The organism is Actinomyces timonensis (genome assembly GCF_040702965.1).
Lineage (GTDB): Bacteria > Actinomycetota > Actinomycetes > Actinomycetales > Actinomycetaceae > Actinomyces > Actinomyces timonensis_A.
This window is the reverse complement of record NZ_CP159989.1, coordinates 2,265,784-2,283,618: the sequence shown is the minus strand read 5'-3', so window position 1 is coordinate 2,283,618 and position 17,835 is coordinate 2,265,784. Positions and strand designations below refer to the sequence as shown.

14 protein-coding genes and 2 pseudogenes are annotated in these 17,835 nt (G+C 72.9%); 6 read left to right on the top strand and 10 right to left on the bottom strand.

The features are described from left to right. Positions 1-85: 85 nt before the first annotated feature. The 5 genes and pseudogenes from ABXS69_RS09900 to ABXS69_RS09880 form a co-directional block, all read right to left on the bottom strand. A complete protein-coding gene (locus tag ABXS69_RS09900; RefSeq protein WP_366180487.1) occupies positions 86-709 on the bottom strand; it encodes a TetR/AcrR family transcriptional regulator in 624 nt (207 codons plus the stop codon). Positions 710-739: 30 nt separating this feature from the next. Next, positions 740-1,282, bottom strand: coding sequence for a hypothetical protein (locus tag ABXS69_RS09895; protein WP_366180486.1), 543 nt, complete (start codon positions 1,280-1,282; stop codon positions 740-742). Between the two features lie 117 nt (positions 1,283-1,399). Further along, entirely contained in the window at positions 1,400-2,977 is a 1,578-nt protein-coding gene (locus tag ABXS69_RS09890) for an RDD family protein (protein ID WP_366180485.1), read from the bottom strand. Positions 2,978-3,017: 40 nt separating this feature from the next. Next, on the bottom strand, positions 3,018-3,473 hold the full coding sequence (locus ABXS69_RS09885) for an adenylyltransferase/cytidyltransferase family protein (protein ID WP_366180484.1): 456 nt from the start codon (positions 3,471-3,473) through the stop codon (positions 3,018-3,020). Then, a pseudogene (locus ABXS69_RS09880) lies at positions 3,473-4,208 on the bottom strand (sugar transferase). Before ABXS69_RS09880 ends, ABXS69_RS09885 begins: the two are co-directional and overlap by 1 nt. 1,370 nt (positions 4,209-5,578) lie before the next feature. Between ABXS69_RS09880 and ABXS69_RS09875 the strand changes: the two are divergent. After that, positions 5,579-6,874, top strand: coding sequence for an MATE family efflux transporter (locus tag ABXS69_RS09875; RefSeq protein WP_366180483.1), 1,296 nt, complete (start codon positions 5,579-5,581; stop codon positions 6,872-6,874). Positions 6,875-6,901: 27 nt separating this feature from the next. Beyond that, positions 6,902-7,666 (top strand): CDP-alcohol phosphatidyltransferase family protein, encoded by a 765-nt coding sequence (locus ABXS69_RS09870; RefSeq protein ID WP_366180482.1) that lies wholly within the window; start codon positions 6,902-6,904, stop codon positions 7,664-7,666. An 88-nt stretch (positions 7,667-7,754) separates the two neighbouring features. Here ABXS69_RS09870 and ABXS69_RS09865 read toward each other — a convergent pair whose 3' ends face one another. The 3 genes and pseudogenes from ABXS69_RS09865 to ABXS69_RS09855 all read right to left on the bottom strand — a co-directional run bounded on the left by ABXS69_RS09865 (position 7,755) and on the right by ABXS69_RS09855 (position 10,864). Continuing rightward, the gene (locus ABXS69_RS09865; RefSeq protein WP_366180481.1) at positions 7,755-8,891 is read right to left on the bottom strand and encodes a glycosyltransferase family 4 protein; all 1,137 of its coding nucleotides are present in this window, start codon (positions 8,889-8,891) and stop codon (positions 7,755-7,757) included. Next, positions 8,888-10,058, bottom strand: a pseudogene (locus tag ABXS69_RS09860) (DUF1972 domain-containing protein). The gene ABXS69_RS09865 and the pseudogene ABXS69_RS09860 overlap by 4 nt, the downstream one beginning before the upstream one ends. Before the next feature lie 224 nt (positions 10,059-10,282). Beyond that, entirely contained in the window at positions 10,283-10,864 is a 582-nt protein-coding gene (locus ABXS69_RS09855; RefSeq protein WP_366180480.1) for an LppP/LprE family lipoprotein, read from the bottom strand. A gap of 419 nt (positions 10,865-11,283) precedes the next feature. On the opposite strand from ABXS69_RS09855, the gene ABXS69_RS09850 reads away from it, so the two are divergent. Further along, positions 11,284-12,831 carry a hypothetical protein gene (locus tag ABXS69_RS09850; RefSeq protein WP_366180479.1) on the top strand — a complete coding sequence of 516 codons (1,548 nt, stop codon included), beginning with the start codon at positions 11,284-11,286 and terminating at the stop codon, positions 12,829-12,831. Then, the gene (locus tag ABXS69_RS09845; protein ID WP_366180478.1) at positions 12,831-13,535 is read left to right on the top strand and encodes a hypothetical protein; all 705 of its coding nucleotides are present in this window, start codon (positions 12,831-12,833) and stop codon (positions 13,533-13,535) included. The genes ABXS69_RS09850 and ABXS69_RS09845 overlap by 1 nt, the downstream gene beginning before the upstream one ends. Positions 13,536-13,623: 88 nt before the next feature. Here ABXS69_RS09845 and ABXS69_RS09840 read toward each other — a convergent pair whose 3' ends face one another. After that, positions 13,624-14,640 carry a glycosyltransferase family 2 protein gene (locus tag ABXS69_RS09840; protein ID WP_366180477.1) on the bottom strand — a complete coding sequence of 339 codons (1,017 nt, stop codon included), beginning with the start codon at positions 14,638-14,640 and terminating at the stop codon, positions 13,624-13,626. Positions 14,641-14,790: 150 nt separating this feature from the next. On the opposite strand from ABXS69_RS09840, the gene ABXS69_RS09835 reads away from it, so the two are divergent. Both ABXS69_RS09835 and ABXS69_RS09830 read left to right on the top strand, forming a co-directional pair. After that, on the top strand, positions 14,791-15,819 hold the full coding sequence (locus ABXS69_RS09835; RefSeq protein WP_366180476.1) for a glycosyltransferase: 1,029 nt from the start codon (positions 14,791-14,793) through the stop codon (positions 15,817-15,819). Beyond that, positions 15,816-16,862: a glycosyltransferase family 2 protein gene (locus tag ABXS69_RS09830; RefSeq protein WP_366180475.1), complete on the top strand. Its 1,047-nt coding sequence runs from the start codon at positions 15,816-15,818 to the stop codon at positions 16,860-16,862. Before ABXS69_RS09835 ends, ABXS69_RS09830 begins: the two co-directional genes overlap by 4 nt. Positions 16,863-16,999: 137 nt before the next feature. Here ABXS69_RS09830 and ABXS69_RS09825 read toward each other — a convergent pair whose 3' ends face one another. Further along, positions 17,000-17,803, bottom strand: coding sequence for a Wzz/FepE/Etk N-terminal domain-containing protein (locus ABXS69_RS09825; protein WP_366180474.1), 804 nt, complete (start codon positions 17,801-17,803; stop codon positions 17,000-17,002). Positions 17,804-17,835: the final 32 nt, after the last annotated feature.

Sequence of the window (17,835 nt, the reverse complement as noted above, 5' to 3'; positions counted from 1 at the left end):
CACAGACTCTATGACGGGGGTGTCACGAAAGCGCGGGGCGAGGGCGCCGTCGTCCCCGCGGCCGGGCCACCCCCCGTCACCGGGATCAGTCCGGCGTCGTTGGGTGGCGCAGCGCCGGATCCGGCCGGAGGCCCCGCAAGCCGTTCCAAGCCAGGTTGACCATATGGGCCGCCACCGATTCCTTGCTCATGGAGCGATCCTCCAGCCACCACTGGGCCGGCATGGCGACGATGCCGACGAGCATCTGGGCGTACAGCGGCGCGGTGGAGGCCTCGAGCCCGTGGTCGCGGAACTGCGCGGCCAGGATGCCGGAGACCTGGATGGCCACATCGGACAGAAGCGTGGAGTACATCCCCGCGGCGCGGTCACTGCCCGCCGACAGCAGGCGGAAGCCGTCGGGCGAGTTCTCGATGTAGGTCAGCAGGGCCAGTGCCGCGCGCTCGACGATCACCGAGGGGCTGCTCGAGGAGCGCAGCGCCTCGGTGATCGTGGAGGAGATCGTCGTCAGCTCGCGGTCCACGATGACGGCGTAAAGACCCTCCTTGCCGCCGAAGTGCTCATAGACCACCGGCTTGGAGACCTTCGCCCGATGGGCGATCTCCTCGATGCTCGTCCCCTCGAAGCCCCTGTCCGCGAACAGGACTCGCGCCACGGCGATGAGCTGCTCGCGCCTCTGGCTGGCGCTCATCCGGGTGCGCTTGGGGGTCACGGGGATCGGCGCGCCTCGGTGGGCCGGGCCTCAGGCCTCGGCGGGCACGACGCGGCCGGCCAGGGAGATCGCCTCATCGACGGCCTGGGGCAGCTGCTCGGGGATCGATCCCCACACCCGCATGATGAGGTCGGCGGGGATCGTGGGCAGGCCCGCCATCCGCAGGATCACCGCCGCCTGCGGATGGGCGTGGGCGTCCGGGCTCACGGCCCAGAAGCCGGCCATATCCGGGGCGGGGCGCAGCCGCTGGGGCTCGGCGTCCGGGATGAGGGACCTCAGGACGGCCTTCTGGGCGCTGTGGCGCCCGGCCTTGGAGGAGTCGTCAGTTGCGGGGACGATCGCCAGATCGACGACGAACTCCGGGCGGCCGGCCTCGCACCTGACGACGCGGGCCTCGGAGCCGAGCCGATCAGCGCGCGAGAGGCCCTCCAGGACCTGGAGCAGGAAGGGCTCGGCCGAGGGGTCCAGGGCCCCCGCGGCCCGTCGCCGCGCCTCGATCCGCGCCCATCCCGGTGCCGGGTAGGTGGGGATGACGATCCAGTCGCCCGGGTCGGGTCGAACGGCGATCTCCATCGTTGTCCTGCTTCCTCGTCTTCCTCGTCGTCGCCTCTGCGCGCCAGGGATTATGGCGCGGCGCCTGCTGCCTGCGCGCCGATGGCCGGTCCATGGGCCGCCGGGCGCTAGTACCGGCTAGTCCTTGACACGGTACCCCACCTTGCCGAAGAGAACGCGATCGCCGGGGAACACGGGTTCAGGGATCCCCGGGACGGCGCGGCGCGAGGTTCCGCCGTGGACGATGGTGGTGCCGTTGGTGGAGTGCAGGTCGGTCACCCACAGGCCGTCGACCACCGGGATGAGCAGGGCATGGGTCTTGGAGATGGACAGCGAGGTCCCGCGCAGCACGAGGAGGCTCGCCTCGGGGTGCTCCGGGGAGGCCACCGGGTCGCGGCCCAGGACGACGACGCCGGCCAGCGCGATCTCCCCGCCATCCCGCTCGGGGACGAGGATGGCGGTGGCGCCGGTCTCCTCGACCGGGGAGGGCGTGCGGATGGACTGGACGGTGGAGTCCAGGGAGTCCTCGGCATCGGAGCGCGCCCCCAGGTCCACGTTGCGCAGATCGACCGGCTCCGTCGGGGGAGGGGCCCCGTGCGCGTCCTCGACGCGCGGCGCCATCGGCGCGCTCGTGGCGCTCACCGCGCTGGGGGCGGAGGCGGCGCTGGAGGGGATGCTCGCGCTCGCCGCGCTCGCGCTGTGGGCGCTGATGGCGGGCGCGCTCGCGGTGCTCATGGCCGACGCCTGAGAGGGTGCCGAGTTCGCCTCGGGGGTCTCGGCGTCGATGACGGGCCCGGAGGCGCCGCCGTCGGGAGCGGGGGCCGCCGAGCCGACGGCGAGGCCGGCGTTGAGGGCGTCCAGGCCACTGCCGTCGAGCGTGGGGCTGTCGAGCTCGGGGGCCTCTCCTGACCAGGGGATGGAACCCAGGATCGCCACGGCGCTGGGCTCCTGCGCGCGCGGGAAGGGGCGTCGCATCGAACGGCGCCTGCGAGGAGCGGGATCGGCGCCCCCGCCAGCGGTGGCGGAGGAGCTGGCCACGGGGGCCGACGATGCCGAGGAGGGGGGCACGGAGGGCACGGCCGAGGGCGTCGTCGGCGCGGGCTCGGACCCGGCACCCCGGGGGCTGGTGGTGCCCGTCCGGCGCTCGACGGAGGGCACAGCCGACGGCGTCATCATCGCCGTCGGCTCATCAGCCGAGGGGACGGCCGGGTCGCTGGGGATGGTGGGCGGATCATCGGCTCCACGGGGCGGGGCGATCGCGCTGGAGTCCTTCGTGGAGATGAGGCGCATGCGGCTCAGGCGGTCGTGCCAGCCCATGCCCTCGGGGTCCCTCGCCGCGCTGCGCAGCATGAACAGACCGCCGACGCCGGCGGTAATGAGGATGAGGTCGGTGTGGACGAAGGCGCCCACGAGGGAGGGCTTGTCGTTGGACGCGTCCACCATCCGCACACCGACGATCCTGCCGCCGGGCGTCCAGCCCGTGGTCGCGATGAGGGCGAAGCGGGCGAGGAGGATCCCTGCCGTGGTGACCCCGGCGGCGAGCAGGAGGCCCAGGGGCCCCTTGGTGAGCATGATGATCGCGGCGCCGATGACGAGGCCCAGGAGGATATCGACGACGACGGCGCGGAGGCGGGCCCTCGGGGACGCTGGAAGCGCGAGGTTGGGGGCCGCTTGTCGCTGGTCCCGCTTCGGCGCCTGAGTGGTGATGGCGGTCACGCGCTCTTTCCCTTCGCGTCGGAGATCTTGGTACCGCCCCTCACGCAGTGGCCGCCGCTGCCCCGGCCTCGGGCTCGGGCGACGCGACCTCCTGGAGGAGGGCCCTGCGCAGCATCGTCGACGAGGTCGTCGGCGTGTATGGCAGGTAGACGACGCGGGCGCCGACCTCCGCCATCTGCTCCTCGAGCAGCCGGCCCTTGTCGGTGCCGCGCCAGTCCGTTCCCTTGAAGAGTACATCGAATGGCGCGGTTCGCCAGGCCAGGCGCTTATCCTGATCGTGATCGAGAATGGCGTGATCGACCATCCGCAGGGCCTGGACGAGAGCCATCCTCTCGTGCTGGGGCACGATCGGACCTCGGCCTTTCATCCGCTCCAGGGAGGCGTCCGTGGCGACTCCGGCGATGAGGCGGTCGCAGTGCTCCGCCGCAGTTGTGAGGATATTGAGATGACCGACGTGAAGCATGTCGAAGCCACCGGGCACGTAGCCGACGATCATCAGTAGGCCCCCTTTCCGCCGGTGACGGCGCGCGCTGTGGCGGCCAGGATCTTGGCGTCGATCAGCGCGCCGCGGTTCTCCACGTAGTGGCGGTCGAGGGCCACGGTGGAGCTCCAGGACAGGTCCGAGCGGCCTGAGACCTGCCACAGGCCGGTCATGCCGGGGCGCACGAGGAGGCGGCGGCGCGCCTCGCTGTCGTACCGGGCGACTTCGCTGGGCAGGGCCGGCCGGGGTCCCACCAGGCTCATCTCGCCGCGCACGACGTTGATGAGCTGGGCGCTCGTCCAGGGAGGTGCGGCGCAGGATCCGGCCCACGCGGGTGATCCGCGGGTCGCGGGAGTCCTTGAACAGGACTTGGTTGCCCGAGTCGCCGCCCCGGGCGATGAGCGCGGCCCGGCGGGCGTCGGCGTCGGCGTACATGGAGCGCAGCTTCCACATCGTGAAGTGGGTGCCGCCCAGGCCCACGCGGGTCTGGGAGTAGAAGGGGCTGCCGGGGGACTCCAGGCGCACGGCCAGGGCCGCGATCCCGATGATCGGCGAGGCGATGAGCAGGAGCGCCAGGCCGATGAGCCGGTCGACGACCTTCTTGCCGAATTCGCGGGTGCGGCGGGTCTTGACGCCGATGAGCGCCGTCCAGCCGTGCGTGACCGGCAGGCCCGTCAAACGGCTCGGGACGACGTCCTGCAGGCCGGGGGCGACGATGAGGCGCACGTGGGTGCCCTCGAGCCCGCGCATGAGGGAGCGCAGGTCGTCGGGGGCGACCGCGCCGAGCGTCATGACGACGTCGATCATCTCCTCGCTGACCATCTGGGCCAGGTCGTCGGCGTCGGGCACCGCCATCGCGTTGCGCAGGCTCCCGGGGGCGCCGGAGGAGAGGTATCCGATGACGAGGAAGCCGTCGGCGGGGTGGCGGCGCATCTCGTGGAGCATCGGCTCAGCGCCGGGGCCCATGACGATGAGGGTGCGGCGCAGGGCGTGGCCGTCCATGCGGCGGCGGCGGAGATGGCCGGACTCGATCACCCTGCCGATCAGGATGAGGAGGAACTGGGCGGCGAGCAGGCCGGCCACGGCGATCGGGCCGAGGGTGGAGCCCAGGGCCCGGTGGGCCAGGAGGCTGACCGGCAGGGCCAGTGCGTGGAGGCCGAGGAGCGTGGGCAGCGGGACGGAGCCGTGATCAACGGCGGCGGCGCCCAGCCCGCCCAGGGCCCAGGTGCCGATGATGATCAGTATGCCGATGGTCATCGCGGCCAGGGTGGCCTCGGCGCCGCCGAGGGGGAGGGCGACCCAGGCGGGGGCGGCGATCGCGACGAGGTCGCTGAGCACGATCCAGGCCAGGAGGTCGCGGCGCATGGAGGACCACGCGAGACGGCTGTGCGTGGTCTCAGCGAGGGGCAGGCGCGCCAGGGGCAGGCCGGTCTCCGGCCTGATAGTGGCCGCAACATCATTCAGGTACATCAGGGCTCCTGTTGAAGTATGCGAGGGATGTTCGGGGAGGTACCCAGAAGGTGAAAGTGTCCAGGTCAGAGTAGGTGCCACTGAGTGGAGGCGCAGGGAGCGACCCGCTGGGAGCCTGAAGGTCGGACCTTTCATGGGAGCGACGGGTCGGAATCGTCGTCAGTGGGCTTCTTTCGGGGTTTTGAGCAGATTCTATCTCCTGGGCGCGCGGCTTGGGCTATGCCGTGACGCACGTGTGCGCCTTCGACGGCGTGCGGCGGCGCGGGCTGCCGGGACGGCCGGGAAAGGGGGTGCGGCCTGCGTCGATCGCCCGCCGGCGTGAGCGTTGGGTCCTCCTGGCCCGAGAAGGGCCGGACCTCTGGCCTGGGGCTTCGCGGCTGGGTGCTCCCAGTGTGAGATGAGCCGCCGCCGTGGGCCGAGGGGCCTGAGACCTGCGGGGAAGCGCGGTCGGTAACGGAATGGCGCCAAAAGCCCAGGGCCCACCGGCCCGCGGGAAGACCGGCTGCTAGAGTCTGGCCGTTTCCACGGCGTCTCCGACGCTGGTCCCTGCCCTGTTGTAACGAGGTACCGCTATGTCCGTCCAGCCCGCCCCCCGGAGATCCGGGCCATGGGCCTCGGTCGGCCGAACAGCCGGCGCGAAGATGGTCGTCATGGTCGTCGCAGGCGTCTTCGGCCTTATCAACACCCGGCTGATCCTCAGCCACTTCGGCGCCGACGCCTACGCCCAGTACGGCCTGCTGGCCACCTTCCCCACCCTCTTGCCCTTCACCGACCTGGGCATCGGTGCGGTCATCCTCAACGTCGTCGCCGGCTCGGCCGATCCCGCGAACGACTCCACGCTGCGCCGCACCCTGACCACCGCCATCCGCGTCCTGCTCGCCTCCACGGTGGTCATCTGCACCGCGGGCATCGTCATCCAGCTCCTGGGGGCCTGGCCCACCCTGCTCGGCGCCCGGCTCATGGACGGCGGCGGCGCCACCGCCACCATCTGCCTCCTCATCTACGCGCTCGCCCTGCCGCTGAGCGTGGGGCAGCGCATCATCGTCGGGCTCGGCCGATCGGCCACCCAGGTCATCAGCTCCGGCGTCGTCTCCCCGGCGATGACGACCCTCCTGCTGCTGGCCATCGTCACCCGCATGGACTCGGGCAACGCCGTGTCCATCTACTCCTACCTGGCCAACACGCTGGTCTCGATCATCTGCATCACCGTGGCCTGGCGGGCCACCGGCCCCCTCCTCCGGCAGGCCGCGCGTGACGTGCCCCGGCTGCGAGAGGTTCCCGGCGTCAAGGTCATCAACACCGCCGGGCCCCAGCTCCTGCAGTCGCTCGTCCTGCCCATCGCCTTCCAGACCGACCGCATCCTCCTGAGCCACCTGGGCGCCTCGGACGCGCTCGCGCAGTACAACCTCGCCAATACGCTGTTCAACCTGCTCACGCAGACCGTCGTCGCCGCCGGCGTGGCCATGTGGCCGGTGTTCGCGCGGGCCCGCTCGGCCGGGCGGATCGCCAGCCCCCTCAAGCCCTCGGTGGTCTTCGCCTGCGCCGCTGGGGTGATGTCGCTCGTCATGGCGCTGATCGCCCCCTGGGCGGCGGACGTCCTGTCCGACGGCGCCATCCACCTGCCGACGCTGCTCATCGTGTCCTTCGCCGTGTCAGTCATCGTCGAGGCCGCCAAGTACCCGTTGGGCATGTACATGACGGACCCGCGCGGCCTGCGCTTCCAGGTGGTCCCCGTGCTCGTGCTCGTCCCCGCCAACTTCGCCCTGTCCTGGGTCCTCATCGCGCCCTTCGGCGCGGCCGGCCCCGTCCTGGGCTCCGTCATCTCCGTGATCATCTGCCAGTCCATCCCCTACCTCTGGTGGGTGCGACGCGACCTGGCGCGCCGTCGCCGGGCCAGTGAGGGGGGCGGGACGCCCGCCGACGGCGCCCGGCCCGCCACCGCCTGATCCCCTACCCGCATAGTTGGAGACCTCATGAGAACCTCGAAGCCAGTGGCTCCCGGCCCCGCCGGTGGCGCGCGCCCCAGCATCGGTGAGTCGATCCGGGCGCTGTCGACCGCGCAGAAGGCCAAGGCGGGCGCCCCCCTGTACTCGCGCCTCGTCAACCGCCCGCTGGGACGGGTGCTGGCCGCTGTCGCGCACCGCCTGGGCGCCACCCCGGACCAGGTCACCGTCCTGTCCGCGGCCTGCACGATGACCGGCATCGTCCTCATCGCCGCCCTGCCGCTGACCGTGTGGGCCGCGCTCGTGACGGCGGGCCTGCTCGTGCTCGGCTACGCGCTCGACTCCGCGGACGGCCAGCTCGCTAGGCTGCGCCACGGCGGCTCCAAGGCGGGGGAGTGGCTCGACCACGTCGCCGACGCGATCAAGCTCTCCAGCCTCCACCTGGCCATCGCTATCTCACTGTTCCGCTTCGCTGACGTCGTCGGCTCGCGGCCGGCCCTGCTGCTGCTCCCGCTGGCCTACAGCGCCGTGCAGAACGTCCACTTCTTCACCTACATCCTCACCTACCAGCTGCGCTACAACGGCGGGACCCCGCTGGCCAAGGACGAGGGGCGCGCGGGGATGCTCAAGTCGATCCTGTCCGCGCCCACGGACTACGGGCTGCTGTGCGTCGTGCTCGCGCTGCGCTGGGCGCCGGCGCCCTTCCTCGTGATCTACGCGTTCATGCTCCTGGGGTCGGCCGGCTATCTCATCCTGGCCCTGCCCAAGTGGTACCGGGACATGCGCGCCCTCTGAGCGCCGAGACCGGTCGAAAATAGGGGCGAGACCGGTCCGCGGACCGGTCTCGCCCCTATTTTCGACCGGTCTCGGTGATAAGTGGGGGTTATTGGAGGAGGGACTCGACGGCGTCGACGATCTCGCCGCGGTAGCGCTCCACGGAGAAGCGCTCGGCGGCGTCCGCATGCCCGGCCGCCGCGAGCTCGCGGGCCCGGGCGGGGTCCCGCTCGAGCGCGGCCAGCGCCGTCGCCAGGGCCTGCGGCGACTCCGGGGTGACGAGCAGCCCCGTCTCGCCGTCGCGCACGACCTCCTGCAGGGCCTGGGCGCGTGAGGCCACGAGCGGGCGCCCCGCGTGCAGGGCCTCGGCGGCCGTGTTGCCGAAGGACTCGCCCAGCGAGGGGACGATGACCGCATCCGCGTCGGCCAGGAGGGGCCAGGTCGGGTTGACGTAGCCCAGCAGCTCGACGGAGCCGCTCAGGTCCGGTCTGCTGATCCGCTCCCGCAGCTCCTCCTCGTACCACTCGTACCCGGGGAAGACGGATCCGGCCACCACGAGACGCGCGTCCACCTTCTCGGCGCGGAGCAGGCCGATGGCCTCCAAAGCGATGTGGATGCCCTTCCGGGGTGAGAGCCGGGAGACGAGGGCCACTCGGAAGGGGTCGCCCGCAGTTCGAACCCGTGGTGCTGGTAGGGGCCGCTCGGGGCCCGGGACGCCGTTGTGGATCACTCTTGCGCGGTTCCTGAGCAAGGGCTGGGCGGACAGGAGGACGTCCCGGGTCGCCCCTGAGTTGGCGACGACGGCGCGCGCCGCCAGCAGCGGCGCGTAGAGGCCGGCGCGGATGACCAGCGGCTGGGAGTCCTCCGCCTCGTGCGCATGGGCGATGGCCGGCACGCCGGCGAGCCGCGCGGCCGCCGGCCAGGTCGGGATCGTCACGGTGTTCGTCAGCACCGCCTGGGCCCCGGAGGACCGGATGACCCTCGCCAGGCGCAGCGCCTCCGGGCCCGCTCCCGCGCCGAGCCCCACGAGCCCGCGCGGGTTGAGCAGCGCCTTGCGCAGCACGGTGAAGGGGATGATGGCCACCGCGGCCCCGGCCCGGCGCAGCACCGGGACGAGCGGGCCCTGGGAGGGCAGCGCCACTTTGACCGTGTGGCCGGCGCCGATGAGCGCGTGGATGGTCTCGACCAGCTGCAGGTCGGATCCGTACAGGTCGGGGGAGGGGTGGGCGACGAGGATCGCGCTCATGCGGGGAAGGCCCCCGTCCTGCGTCCCGAGGGGCGGTGGCGCACCGGGCCGCTGCGGGCCAGGCGGCGGCACAGCGCCTCGTAGGAGTCGGCGACGGCATCCCAGTCGTAGCGCTCGGCCCGCTCCCGGGAGAAGCTCGCCGCGCGCCGCCGTGCCGGCCGGATCGGACTCGGCGGACTCGATGAGGGCGCGGACGTCGTCGGCGGTGGTCCAGTAGCGGCCAGCGGGCCCGAGCACCTCCCGGTTGAAGGAGACGTCGAAGGCGTCGACGGCGGCCCCCGCCCCGATCGCGCGCAGCAATGAGGGATTGGTGCCCCCCACGGAGTGCCCGTGGAGGTAGACGGCGGCCCCGCCGTAGAGCTGGTCGAGGAGCTCCTGGTCCCACAGGCCCCCGAGGAGTCGGACGCGGTCGTCGGCCAGGGAGTGGATCCGCTCGGTGTACTCGTCGGCGTAGGGCGCCGAGCCGACGACGATGAGCGGGTGCTCGGCGCTGGACGCCGCGTAGCCCTCCACGGCGACATCCACGTGGTTCTCCACCTCGAAGCGGGCGACCACCAGGTGGAAGCGGCCTGCCTCGAGGCCCAGCTCGGCCAGGCGGTCGGTGCCGGCGTGGATGCGCGGGGCGCCGTAGGCGATGAGGTCGGTGGGTGCGTGGAACTCGGTGTCGTAGTAGTCGGCGATGCCCTGGGCGTCGGCGATGAGCGCGTCGGAGTAGCGCACGGCCAGGGCCTCGGCCGCCCGGTAGTAGCGCTTGCCGGTGGGGCCCCACTTGCCGCGCTGCCACTCCAGGCCGTCCACGTGCGTGGCCACGGGGATGCGGGCGGCGCGCAGGGCGGGCAGGAAGGGGGAGTTGGCGGCGTTGAAGACGATGGCGGCGTCGGGGTGCACGCGGCGCAGCAGATGGGCGGTGCTCAGCGCCGTGTGGGAGAGGGTCTCGAGGCTGCGCTTGCGCATGGCGGGCAGCTCCACGAGACGCATGCCGAGGTACCTCTCGGGCAGGGGCGTGCCGGGCTCGGGGTTGCGGCAGTAGACGAGGACCTTGTGCCCCTTGGCGGCCAGGCGCCTGCCGACCTCCTCGATGGCGGTCTCGAAGCCCCCGTACCGGGCGGGCACGCCGCGGGTGCCGATCATCGCGATGCGTAGTCGGTCGGGGGAGGCTGTGGTCACGTCGAGGCCTTTCAAGCGGGGCGCGGGCCCGGAGCGTGCCGGTGCGCCGGAGGGTTGGGACGGCCGGGCGCGCTGGACGGGGCGGCTCCGGCGGGGCGACGGCGCGGGGCCGTCGCATGGGAACACCGCCATGGTACCGAGCCCGGGAGTCCTGCCCCATAGCGTGGGAGGGCGATGCGGATCAGCCGGTTCGAGGAGCGGGACGGGGGGCGTGCGGCGCCTGGTCAGCCGGCGCTCGGCGGCCACTCGCCGCCGTGGGTCACGCTGCCCGAGCCGTTGTCCCAGGTGAAGGTGGACACGGAGCGGCCGCTCGCCTCGGCGTCGGACTCCCCGTCCTTCGGCCAGGTGTAAGTGGCCTGGATCGTCGCGTCGTCGATCCGCTCCACGGCGGGCTTGAAGCCGTAGGACTCGGAGGACGCGGTCCCGACGTACTCGCCGTGGTGGAAGAGCATGATCTGGTAGGGCGACGACGCGGTGGCGCCGTAGATCGGCAGCGTCACCCAGGACAGCGGCGCGCAGCGGTCGTAGGTGCTGAGATCGGCCTCGCCGGGGCTCCAGCTCATCCCTGCCGGTGGCGCCGTGACCTCGTCGAGGGAGCCGGCGACGGCGATCGCGCCCTCCATGGCCGCGCACTGCTCGGTGGCGGCCTCGGACGGCTCCGCGACGGCGTGAGGGGCGTGGGTGGCGGCCTCCGCGCCGTCACTGGGCGGGGTGGCGTCGGTGACGGTGGCGCCACCCCCGCAGGCGGTCAGAGCGAGCGCGAGGAGGAGGGCGCCGACGGGCGCCAGGGCGGATGACCGGGGCATGATGACTCCTTGATCGATTCAGAGCGAGTGTGTTGCATCTCACTAGGCTAGCGGGAGGGGGGGCCGTTCCCGGAAGGCCTGTGGGGGTTCTCGCGCGTCACGGTCGGGGCTGGCCGCGGGGTTCGAGCACGCCAGCGGCCGGATGACCGTCTCTGTCCGCAGTAAGACGCGCCTGACGTGGTGCGATGCCCGGAGCGCTCTCGGTGGGGCCGGATAGACGAAGGTCGCGTTTTTGAGGGGCCTCTCAGGGAAGCCTTCGTAACCTGAAAGTTATCTGAGTGTTAAAGTCGGGCGTGGCGCCTGGCCCCATCCGAGCTCTTGCGGCGACGCTCGGCGCCCTCGCTAGAAGTTGTCCCTGTATCCCCAGCCTCGAACGGAATATCTCTATGCGTCTACGTTGCCATGCCCGGCGGCTCGCCATGGCCTCCGCGCTCCCTCTCGCCTTGGCGGCGCTGCCCGTCCTTCCCTTCACGAGCCCGGCCGCCCACGCCGCTGACGCCCAGGGCGAGGTCGCGATCGCCTCGCCAACGCCCCTCCCCACGGCCCAGATCAACGGCGTCGTGTGGGACCAGAAGATCGTCGGCAACACGGTCTACGCCGTCGGTGAGTTCACGAGCGCGCGTCCGGCCGGCTCTCCTCAGGGGCAGAACGAGGTCTCGCGCTCCAACGCGATGGCCTACGACATCACCACCGGCGCCCTCCTCGACTGGGCCCCCACCACCAACGGCGTCATCTACTCCATCGACGCCTCGAAGGACGGCAAGACCCTCTACCTCGGCGGCAACTTCACCAGCCTCAACGGCGAGAGCACCTTTCGTCTCGGCGCCGTGAGCGCCTCGGACGGCAAGCGCGTGAACCTCGGCATCTCCCCCAACACCGAGGTCCGCGACGTCGAGGTCTCCCCGGACGGTGGCACCCTCTACTTCTCCGGCGCGTTCACCCAGGTCAACAACAAGGCCCGTTACCGCGTGGCCGCGGTCAGCCTGCCCTCCCTGTCCCTGACCGAGTTCGCCCCCCGGGTGGGGCGCGGCCTCGTCCGCACGATCACCGTCGCCCCTGATGGCTCCCAGGTGGCCATCGGCGGCTCCTTCGGCGACGTCGGCGGCTCCACCAACCCCGGCCTGGCGATCCTCGGCAGTGACGGCGCCGTCAAGCGGACCAACGTCAACTCGGTCGTCCGCAACTCCGGCACCTACTCCGCGATCTTCTCCCTGAAGTCTGACAGCCAGGGCCTCTACGGCGTCGCCTACTCCCAGGAGGGCAGCTTCGAGGGCCTGTTCCGCGCCAGCTGGTCGACCGGCGACCTCGACTACATGGCCGACTGCCACGGCGACACCTACGACCTCCTCCCCGCCGGCGGCGTCGTCTACGTCGCGGGCCACCCGCACGACTGCCGCAACATCGGCGGCTTCGGCGACACCGCGCCCACGAGCTATTACAACGCCCTGGCCTACGTCAACGGGCGCACCGGCACGGTGCAGCGGAACCACGCTCGTGGCTACACCAACTACTCCGGTCAGCCGGCCACGACGGCGCTTCAGAGCTTCCGCCCCAACTTCATCGTCGGCAGGTACACCGGCATGGGCCAGGCCACCTGGACCGTCGAGGGCAACGACAAGTACGTCGTCTACGGCGGCGAGTTCGTCGGCGTCAACAAGAAGGGCCAGCAGGGCCTCGTCCGCTTCGCCATCGACTCCAAGGAGGTCCCGCCGCGGGGCGAGGGCGACGACGACGGCGGCCGGGGTCGCGGCCAGGATGACGGTCGGGGCCGCGGTCACGACGACGGCCGGGGTCGCGGTCAGGACGGCGACTGGAACGACTGGTGGGACCGCGGTGGCCGTAACGGCGACTGGAACGACTGGTGGGGCCGTGGCGGGCGTCACGGCGGCTGGAACGACTGGTGGGGCCGCGGTGGGCGTCACGGCGGCTGGAACGACTGGTGGAACGGCGGCTGGGGATGGCGCTGATGACGCGCCGCCACCCGGTGCGCGGGGGGACGGGCGCGCCGCGTCATGCGGCTCGCCCGGCCCTCGCCCTCCCCGTGGCCATGGCCCTGGCGCTCGGAGCCTGCTCCAGCGGCAAGGCCCCCGACTCGGCGTCCAGCGCCTCGCCGACCGTCGATGCCACCGTCGGCACGGCCGTACCGACCAGTAGCGCCGAGCCCTCGGCGACGGGCGAGCCGCTGCCGACCGCCCCCGAAGATCCGTCGGCACAGGCCACCACGCCGGAGCAGGCCTCGCCGGATACCACGGCCCTCAGCCAGGGCGATATCTCAGCCGACGAGCTGCCCCCCGTCGCCCCCGACCAGACGAGCACCGTGGATGGGGCCGCCATCTCGCTGGGCGCCATGCGCTCCGAGGACCTCAAGGCCGGCCCCGGGGAGACCGGCGGCCCCGGCGTGGTGATCCCGGTGACGATCACCAACAACACCGGATCGGACCTGTCACTGTCCGGCCTCGTGGTCACCGTGACCTACGGCGCCGACAAGTCCCCGGCGGCGGAGCTGGTCAGTGCCTACGGCGAGGTCCCCGAATCCGTCGCCCCGGGGGAGTCGAAGACCCTGGAGAAGGCCTTCACGATCCCGCTCTCCGGACGAGGGCAGGTGCACGTCGTCGTCGATCTCGGCCCCGATCACGCGGCCGCCACCTTCGACGGCGCAGCGCCCAGTTGAGCCCGTCCCGCCGCCCCTTCCGTCCCGCCCGCCGCGCCCGCATGGCCCGGCGGGCGGGACGCGTCCGTGGGCGCGGGGCCCGGTCCCGCTATCGCAGGATCGGCTCGTCCTGGGAGGGCAGGAGCCCCCGGGCCGCCCGGCGCGCCAGGCGAAGGCCGTCCAGGGTCGCGCGCAGCGCTGTCGCCACCGGCCTGGGGGAGCGCAGCAGCTGGCGCCTCCCCCCGCGCAGGACGATCTCGCGAGCCGCGCCCGGCACCGTCGCCCGCCACCGACGGCGGCCCTGGGCGTCCAGGCGCAGGCCCGCGTACAGGAGCCGGTTGCGCGCGTTGTAGTAGTAGTAGGTGTCCGATTTCGCCGCCTGGTCCGCTGAGGAGCCCTGGGTGCCGCCCTCGTCGTGCACGGCCGTGGCCCGGCGCTCCAGGACCAGGCTCCCCCCTGCGGCGAGCACGCGCGCGGAGAAGTCCACATCCTCCCAGTACAGGAAGTAGCGGGCGTCGAAGCCTCCGATCCGCTGGTACAGGGACGCGGAGAGCGCCAGGCACGCCCCGCTCAGCCAGGGAGCGGCGCCGCCGGGTGGGATCGGCCGCCGAGAGCGGCGCGAGCGCATCGACCCGTCCGCCAGGCAGACCACGTGGCCGTCGGACACGATCGCGCCACTGGAGTCCCGGATGACCGGCCCCACGAGCGCCAGGGGATCGGCCTGCGCGTGCCGCGCCAGGGCCACCAGGGAGTCCCGGTCGACGACGGCGTCCGGGTTGAGCAGGACGAGGACCTCCGCGCCGTCGGCGATCGCCCGGGCGGCCCCCAGGTTCATCCCTCCGCCGAAGCCTGTGTTCGACTCCGGGCGCTCCAGGGCCCAACCTCGCGCCTGGGCCAGGGCGCGGGCGCGCTCGCGGGCCGCGGGGGAGGAGTAGTTGTCGACGACGACGATCCGGGCCTCGGGGGCTCGCTGGGCCACCTCGGCGAGGTTGCGCGCCAGGAGCTCGGCGGAGTCGTAGTTGACGACGATGATCGCGGTGCGCGCGAGCAGCTCGGCGGCCTCGGCGCCGGTGGGCGGCTCGCCGGATGAGCCGGGGGAGAAGAGATCGGGGGGGAAGTCGGCCATGGGGTCCTCTCAGGTCCTCATCAATGGGTGCCGCGCTGGACTGCCCGGGGCGCCCGCGGGCGTGGCCCGTGCGCCTGCATAGTAGCGTTGACCCCATCCCCTTCCCTCCCCACGACGCCCCTGCCCGTCGACCCGCCCCCAGGAGGACGCATGAGCCAGTCTTCGACGCCGCCCGCGCCGGTCCCACCACCGGCCTCACTGGTTGTCGCCGTGACCACCTACAAGCGCAATGACTGGCTCGCCGAGCTCCTGCCCCAGCTCGTGGACCAGGCCCGCGCCGCCCGCGCGGATGAGGAGGCCGGTGTTGGGCGGGCGCGCGTCGTGGTGGTCGACAATGACCCGGACGCGGGCGCGCGCGAGGTCGTCGAGGCGGTCCGGGCCGCCAACGCCGGCGAGCCCGAGCCGGCTGAGATCGGCCCCCATTACGCCCACGAGCCCGTCCCCGGGATCACCGCCGCCCGCAACCGCGCCCTCGATGAGGCCGCCGACGCTCGCCTCCTGGCGTTCATCGACGACGACGAGCTCACCCGCCCCGGCTGGCTCACCTCCCTCGTGCGCGCCTGGCGCGCCCACGGATGCGCCGCCGTGTCCGGGCCCTGGTACCCGCGCTTCGAGTCGGAGCCCGGCGCGTGGGTGCGGGGCTCGGGCGTCTTCGGCGCGGTCACCGCCGCGGATGGGGCCGTGATGACGAAGGCCGCCACGAACAACCTCCTGCTCGACCTCGACGTCGTGCGGGGCCTCGGCCTGCGCTTCGATGCGCGCTACGGGCTCAGCGGGGGCGAGGACTCCGCGTTCCTCGGCGCGCTCCGGCAGGGCGGCGGCGTCATCCGCTTCGCCGCCGACGCCGCCCTGGATGAACGGGTGCCGGCCTCTCGGGCCACGCGCCCGTGGGTGCTGCGCCGCTCCCTGCGCTCGGGGGCGACCTGGGCGGCGGTGCGCGTCGAGGCCGCCTCGGGCGCGGCGGGCCTGGGCGCGCGCGCCCGCTACGCCGCGAAGGGGGCGCTGCGTGCCGGGCGCGACGGTGCCCTGGCGCTGGTCAGCGCTGCCCGCCGGGATGAGGCGGGCCGGGGCCGCCATGAGGCCGCCTGCGCCGGAGCGCTGGGCATGGTCCTGGGCGCCGTCGGCGGGCGGGTCCAGGAGTACAGCCGCGGGCCCCGACTTCCCTGGAGGAAGAAGTGAGCGCCGGGGCCATGCGTGGGGCCGCCCCGCAGGAGGGCCCCGGCGCCGCGGCTGGCGCGGCTGGCGGTCCGCCGTCCGCGGAGAGCGTGCCCCTCGTCGTCGCCATCCCGACTCACAAGCGCCCGGAAGGCCTGGAGCGCGCCGTCGGTACCGTCCTGCCCCAGATCACCGCCATCGTCTCGGACGCCTCCAGCCCTGTCTCGCGCGCCGAGCTGCTCGTCATCGACAATGACCCCGCTGCCAGCGCGCGCGCCACCGCCGAGCGCCTCGCCGCCGGGCCCGGGGGGAGCGCGCTGCGCTACGTCGTCGAGGAGCGCCCCGGTGTGGCCGCCGTGCGCAACCGTGCCCTCGATGAGGCCGCCGACGCGCGCCTCCTGGTCTTCATCGACGACGACGAGGAGGCCCGCGAGAACTGGCTCTCCTCCCTCGTGGGGCTCTGGGCGCGCGAGGGGGCCCAGGCGGTGGCCGGTCATGTGCTGCCCGCTTACGACGCTGAGCCCGAGGCCTGGGTGCGCGAGGGGGGCTTCTTCGTGCGCGCCACCTGGCCCACCGGAACCGCCCGGCCCGCCTCCGCCTCGAACTGCCTGCTGCTCGACCTGGACTTCCTGCGCGCGCGGGGCCTGCGCTTCGACGAGCGCTTCGGCGCCACCGGCGGGGAGGACACGCTGCTCACCCGCTCACTCGTGGCCGCCGGTGGAACGCTCCTGTGGTGCGCCGAGGCCCAAGTGGTTGACCATGTGCCCGCGCAGCGCCTGGACCGGGCCTGGATCCTGCGGCGACAGCGCGCTCACGCCGCCAACTCCGTCCGAGTCGATCTCGCCCTGGCGGGCTCGGGGAGCCGCGCCGCTCGCGCGCGGATCCGGGGCAGGGCCCTCATCGGGGGCGCGGCGCGCGTCGTCGCCGGCGCAGGGCGCGGGGTCGCGGGGATCATCCTGCGCTCCACTTCCCACCGCGCCAGGGGCGCCCGGCTCATGGCCCGTGGCACGGGCCTGGCCTCGGCCGCGCTGGGCGGCTCGGGCCACGCCGAGTACGGCCGCTCCTGAGGGGCCGGCCCCGTGCCGGCGGACTGCCGGCGTCGCCGGTATCAGTTCGGCATCAGTTCCGTGATGGCACGGCCAGCATGGCAGCGTCGGCGGTCGTGAGCGGCCGTGACCGGTGCCGAGCCGTTGGGACCGCCCGCTCAGCGGCGGTGTCGCATCGAGGGCGGGAAGAGCTCGGAGGAGTCCGGCGGGGGCGCGTACTCCTCCGCGGATGAGGAGGCGGTCGATGCGGCCGGGCTCATGTCCCGGTCCTCGTGGACGGCCTGTTCCTCCTCATCGGATGCGTCAGCGCAGGAGTCGGGGGCGCCGGGCGTCCTGCGGCCGCCCCGGCCCGAGGCGTCCCCGCGGAGCCCCGTGAAGCCGGCGCGCCGCAGCAGGATGACGATCGCGGCGCCGATGGCGGCGCCGATGAGCGCGCCGTTGAGCGCGTAGCGCTCGGGGATGGGCGAGATGGGCGCGATGGGCAGCGTCGCAGGGTCCTGCTCCTGCGCGCTCAGGGACAGCCCGTCCTTGTACCCCCACTTGCTGACGGCCTTCTTGAAGGCGTCCACCTCGGCCTCGGCCACCGCGTGGGCCTGCTCCGCGGAGGGGGCCTTGGCGGTGATGTCGATGAAGAGGGTGTTCTCCCGGGCGCTCAGGGTGAGCATGCCCTTCACCGCGGCGGGCTCGAGGCCCGTGCTCGCGGCGACCGCGGCCAGGACGTCCTGGGTGGTGCCCAGCTCGACGAGCGTGGGCATGAGGAGGGAGTTCGGGCCGGAGGCGGTGCCGAGATCCTGTCCGCCGCCCTGGCGGCTCGACGTCGAGATGACGACGCTGGCGTGCGAGGAGTAGACGGGGGTGCTCATCATCGCGATGAGGAACCCGGCCAGGGCGCCGAGGACGATGTGCAAGATGAGGACGGGGGCATGCCTGCGCAGCAAGCGGAGGATCTCGGCCGGCTCCATATGCGTGTGGTTCCTTAGGGATGGGTGAGTGG